General features: G+C 28.6%; 5 protein-coding genes. 2 read left to right on the forward strand and 3 right to left on the reverse strand.

The window, feature by feature from the left end:
* The coding region (locus ACRC03_RS19465) for an MATE family efflux transporter (RefSeq protein WP_438654271.1) at positions 1-1,148 on the reverse strand (1,148 nt) is incomplete at its 3' end.
* 214 nt (positions 1,149-1,362) lie between these two features.
* On the reverse strand, positions 1,363-3,276 hold the full coding sequence (locus ACRC03_RS19470) for an ATP-binding cassette domain-containing protein (protein WP_438654272.1): 1,914 nt from the start codon (positions 3,274-3,276) through the stop codon (positions 1,363-1,365).
* Between the two features lie 138 nt (positions 3,277-3,414).
* On the opposite strand from ACRC03_RS19470, the gene ACRC03_RS19475 reads away from it, so the two are divergent.
* The gene (locus ACRC03_RS19475; protein ID WP_438654273.1) at positions 3,415-4,044 is read left to right on the forward strand and encodes a redox-sensing transcriptional repressor Rex; all 630 of its coding nucleotides are present in this window, start codon (positions 3,415-3,417) and stop codon (positions 4,042-4,044) included.
* Positions 4,045-4,100: 56 nt separating this feature from the next.
* Here ACRC03_RS19475 and ACRC03_RS19480 read toward each other — a convergent pair whose 3' ends face one another.
* Entirely contained in the window at positions 4,101-4,271 is a 171-nt protein-coding gene (locus ACRC03_RS19480) for a DUF362 domain-containing protein (protein WP_438654274.1), read from the reverse strand.
* A 350-nt stretch (positions 4,272-4,621) separates the two neighbouring features.
* Here ACRC03_RS19480 and ACRC03_RS19485 point away from each other — a divergent pair, with 350 nt between their 5' ends.
* The gene (locus ACRC03_RS19485) at positions 4,622-6,049 is read left to right on the forward strand and encodes a transposase (RefSeq protein ID WP_438654275.1); all 1,428 of its coding nucleotides are present in this window, start codon (positions 4,622-4,624) and stop codon (positions 6,047-6,049) included.
* Positions 6,050-6,073: the final 24 nt, after the last annotated feature.

Here is a 6,073-nt window from a genome sequence, read left to right on the forward strand (position 1 = left end):
ACATATATCGGAGCCCCCATTATCGCAGCAATAAAAGTAAGAGGAAGCGAAACCAACCACATACAACCTAACTCCAAAGCAAGAGCATACTTTGTATCTCCACCACTTCTTAAAACACCAATTATTATCAAAGTATTAAAAGATTTAAGAGCCATTAAAATACCCATAATAATAAAAATCTTAGTCATATCAGGAACTAAATGATTAGATACACTAAAAATCTTTAAAAGGAAAGGTATATTTAATATTAAAAGTCCTCCAAAAATTAAGCCAGTAATAAATACAAGAACAGAGAATTTTTTAGCATAAATAATAGCCCTATCTATATGATCTGCACCCAACTCATTACCTAGCATTATTGATGCACCTATTGCAATACAGACACCTGTTATTATAAAGAAATTACCTGTAGTCGTAGCAATTTGACTTGTAGCAATTGCCGAAGTACCAGCTTTTGAATATGCTACAGAATATAAAACTGTACCAATTGCCCAAGTGGTATCATTTAAGAATATTGGAAAACTTTTAGATGTAAATATTTTTATAAAGGCTGAATCTATACGTTTCAAATCTTTTACTTTGAACTTTAATGCATAGTCTTTCTTTATAAAATACACATATCCAAGAATTAATAATAATTCTATAATTCTAGCTATTAAAGTTGCTAAAGCAGAGCCTCTTACACCTAATCTTGGAAGTCCTAGTTTACCAAAGATTAATCCGTAATTTAAAATTATATTTACTAAAAGAGCAATAGAACTACATACCATTCCTAACATAGGATTTCTAACACTTCTAGACCCCATACTAAAGACTGTGCTAACTGCTATTAAAGGATAACAGAAGATTATTATACTAAAATATGCACCACACAATTCTATTACTTCTGGGTCGAAAGAGAAAATATTAATTATAGAATTAGGTACAATTAATACTGGTATTAAAAATATTAAACTAAGTATAATTGCTAATACTACACTAAAACCAGTAACTTTTCTTATATTAGAAATATCATCTTTTCCATAGAATTGAGATATAAAAACTCCAGCGCCCCCAGCTAACCCAGATAAAGACATACTGAACAAGAAGAAATATTGATTTGCAACACCTATAGAAGCAACAGAAGCCTCCCCTAAACTACTTATCATTACAGTATCAATAACATTGATTGAAGTAGAGATAAGCTGTTGAATAATAATCGGTATGCATAGAGAGAAAAGAAGCTTATAAAATCTTTTATTATCATCATTTAAATTGAACGTACCTTGCAAATAATCACCCCTTAATATAAAATTCTGATATAAATAATATCACAAATAAAGAGTTATGTAACCTAAAAGAATAAAAGAAGCCTATTGGCTTCTACATTAATTCCTCCCACTCTTCGTAAAGAGAAGAAAGTTTGTTTTCTAGATTTATTTTATCTTGGCTAACTTGCCTTGATTTTTCAGGATTAGAATAAATTTCTTCCTGGCACAGAAGTACATCTGCTTCTTCTATTTTTAATTCTGTTTCTTCTATTTCTTTTTCTATATTTTGGCGTCTCGCTCTATTTTTCTTTTCAGCTTCACGTACTTCTCTTTCTTTTCTTTTTTCTTCTTTTATTTGAGTTTTAGTTTTTTCTTCAACTTCTTCAAAAGTCGTTATTTCTTTGATTTGTCTTTTCTTTTCTACATAATAATCATAGTTACCTAGATATTCAGTAATTCCATTAGCATCTAAAACTAAAATTTTATCAACTACTGTATTAAGGAAATATCTATCATGAGATATAGTAAATATAGTGCCTGTATACCCAGTTAAAGCGTCTTCAAGAACTTCCTTAGAATCTATATCTAAATGGTTAGTCGGTTCATCTAGTAGCAGCAAATTAGCGTTTGAAAGTATTAGTTTAAGAATAGCAACTCTAGCTCTTTCGCCACCACTTAGAGTAGAAATCTTTTTAAATACTTCCTCACCTTCGAATAAAAAGGCACCTAACATATTTCTTATAGAAGTTTGAGTTAATTGAGTGTTATCTTTCCAAATTTCTTCGATAACAGTGTTATCTAGATTAAGAGTTTTTTGTTCCTGATGGAAATAAGATACATTGACATTAGTACCAAATTTAATTTTTCCAGCTAGAGGAACTAGCTCGCTCATAATTATTTTAAATAGAGTTGACTTTCCAATACCATTAGCTCCAATAAGAGCAACTTTTTCTCCTCTATAAATATCTAAATTAAGGTCTTTAAATAATATTCTCTCTCCGTAACCCATACAAACATCTATTATTTGTAATACATCATTTCCGCTAGTAACGGAAGGATTAAACTCTATCCTAGCCTTTTTTCTATCTCCTGCAGGTTTGTCATATACATCAACTTTAGCAAGCATTTTTTCTTTACTTCTAGCCCTTTTTACATGCTTTTCTCTACCAAAAGCCTTTAGTTTTTCTATAGACTCTTCTTGTTTTTTTATTTCTTTTTGTTGGTCTTCATATTTTTTTTCTTCTATTTCTTTTTCAATAACAGAAGCTTCTATAAAGTCAGAATAATTTCCGTTGTATGTTTTTAATTTTTTATTGTGTATTTCAAAAACTCTATTAACAACTTGGTCTAAGAAATATCTATCATGGGAAATTAAAACAACAGTGCCTTTGTATTGTTTTAAGAATAGCTCTAACCATTCAATAGCTTCAGAATCTAAGTGGTTAGTAGGCTCATCTAGTAAAAGTAAAGTGGGTTTTCTTAGAAGTAATTTACCTAAAAGAACTCTGGTTTTTTCTCCTCCAGATAGTATACTTATAGGCTTGTCCATATCTTCATCATTAAATCCTAAACCTTTTAATACTCCTTTAGCTTCAGATTTATATCCATAGCCATTCATATCTGAAAATGCTTCTAATTTGTGAGAGTATTCATTCATAAGCTTATCTAAATCTGAAGAATTAGTTTTAGTACTTTCTTCAGCTATTCTTATTTCTAACTCTCTTAAATAAGATTCCATATCTATCAAATCTTTAAATACCTCTAAAACTTCTTCAAATATAGTATTATTAGAGATGAAATTAGTATTTTGTTCTAAATAGCCAATCTCACAATCTTTAGAAGAATATATCTCTCCACTATCGTATCCATAAATTCCTGATATTATTTTAAATAAAGTAGTTTTTCCAGTACCGTTTATTCCGATTATACCTATTTTATCTCCTTCATTTACAGTAAAACTAATATTTTCTAATATAGAATCTATTCCAAAACTTTTATTTAAGTTATTACATGACAAAACAATCATAAATTTATACCTCCTTGAACTACCTAAAATTATAATATTTTGATATAATATAATCAAGGATATATGTATTATGTTTTATAAAATATGAAAAAATAGCAGTAAATAGAAAAAATAAGACAAAATTTAGGAGGTGAAGAAATGGCAAATAAAAATATATCAATGGCTGTTATAAGAAGGCTACCGAAGTATTATAGATACTTAGGAGATTTACTAGATAAAGATATACATAGAATATCATCTAAGGAATTAAGTGATATAATAGGATTTACAGCTTCTCAAATTCGTCAAGATTTAAACAATTTTGGAGGGTTTGGACAGCAAGGATATGGATACAATGTAGAAGCTCTTTATTCTGAAATAGGAAAAATATTAGGATTAGATAATGCATATAATACTATACTAATAGGAGCGGGAAATTTAGGACAGGCTATTGCAAACTATGGAGGCTTCAAAAAAGCTGGTTTTGAAATAAAAGCTTTATTTGATGCAAATCCTAGAATGATAGGTTTAAAAATAAGAGATTTTGAAATTTTAGACTCGGAAGATGTAGAAGAATTTGTTCAAAAAAATAATATTAATATAGCTATATTGTGTATACCTAAAAATGGGGCACAAGAAATGGTAAATAGATTAGTTAAAGTTGGTATAAAGGGTATATGGAATTTTGCATCTATAGACTTAGAAGTTCCAAAAGATGTCATAGTAGAGAATGTAAACTTAACTGAAAGTTTATTTACATTATCATACTTAATGAAAGAAAGTGAATAGATACAATAAAAAAGCTACCTAAGTAGAAATACTACTTTGATAGCTTCTTTTTTTTATTATTCAGGTTGAGGAGCATCAACAGGACAAACTCCTGCACAAGCACCACATTCAACACAAGCATCTGCAGCTATAACGTATTTGTCATCTCCAGAAGTTATACATTCAACTGGACACTCAGATTCGCAAGCACCACAGCTTATACAAGTATCATTTATTATGTAAGCCATCTCAAAACCCTCCCTTAACATATATATTTATTCAGTATTATTATAGCAAAAAAAGGAATATATAACAATTATTACTTTGTATAGTAATTAAAAATTTATATATAAATTTTAAAAATATAAGGTAATAATATATTTCAAAAAATAAGATATTTATAGACAATGAGGTATATCAAGGATTTTAAATTAAATAATATAATTTTTTATAATTACTAGACAGTCAAAAGTTCTAAAAAAAAATAACCCTTTTATATAGATTTATAGTATCCTAAAAGTTACAACACAGAAAGGATAAAATCTATTAAAGAGTTATTTACATATAATAACACATTATTTAGATTGATACTATACAGATGCTTAAATTAATTGATAATATTTTAAATGAATTTAAAGATTGCTTTACAAGAAATGCCACATTCAAGTGGTTTGTTACAATAATAATCGGATTAATGATCAGAACAGATAAACTGGGACTAAGCTCTATTATTAGAGATTTATCTTTGGATTCAAAGGTTTATGAAAGTATGATTCACTTCTTTCGATCATCAGCATGGACATATGAAGTTGTTGCAAATAAATGGTTTGAGGTAGTAAAAAAATATGCACCTCTTTATAGAGAAGGTGAGTCTATTGTTTTGGTTGGAGATGGGGTCAAGCAATCAAAAGAATCCCGTAAGATGCCTGGAGTTAAAAAATTACATCAAGAATCAGAGAACTCTTCAAAAGCAGAGTTTATATTTGGTCATATGTTTGGAGGAGTAGGTGTTTTATCTGATGCTGCATCAAAATTATTTTGTATACCTCTTATGATAACTTTACACGATGGAGTTAAAAATATATTCAAGTGGTCTGAAGATGAAAAAAGACAATCATCACATGTGGTACAGATCATTGATAATGCATTTGATATTTCTAAAATTATGGGTAACTCTATTTTACTTTTAGACAGATATTTTTTATCGGTAGATGCTTTATCTAGATTGAATAAACTTAATGCTGACAATCTTACAACTATGAATATTGTTACAAAAGCTAAGAAATCTTGTATTGCTTATAGTCCAATTTTTAAACAAAAACCAGGAAGAGGTAGACCTGCTAAAAAAGGTGAAACAGTTAAACTAAAGGAATTATTTTCTGTTGAAAAAGATGCTTTCATACAAACTACCGTTAATCTATATGGAGTTACAGAAACTGTACAATATCATTCTGTTGATTTATTATGGGGACAAAAACTATATCAAAAGCTACGCTTTGTACTTGTAAAATACAAAGGTAAAGAATCTATACTTGTTAGTACAGATTTAAATCTTAATCCAGAAAGTATAATAAAGTTATATAGCTATCGCTTTAAAATAGAATGTACATTTAGAGAGTTAAAACAAGTTTTAGGTGGGTTTAGTTATCAGTTTTGGAGTAAATCAATGCCAAAACTAAATAGATACTTGAAAAAGGGCGAAGCCCATCCTCTATCAAAAGTTGAATGTTTCAAAGAAAAAGAAAGAATTACTAATACAATAAAAGCTATAGAAGGATATGTATTGCTTAGTTCTATATCTCTGGGATTACTACAGATTTTGTCGATTACTTTTTCTAATCAAATAGATGTAGTTAGATATTTAAGGACTCCATCTAAAGGAATTTTATCAGAAGCTACTATAGCAGTACATATTCGCTATATTATTTTATTGAGTTTGGGTAAAAATAGGGATTTAAGCATAACTAAAATAATTAAAGAAAAGCAGGAAGAAGCCCAAAAAAGAGAATTTTTTCAGGCTTCTTAATCATATGAACTTTTGACTGTGCAG

This window comes from Romboutsia sp. (assembly GCF_051659545.1).
GTDB lineage: Bacteria > Bacillota > Clostridia > Peptostreptococcales > Peptostreptococcaceae > JBOFOR01.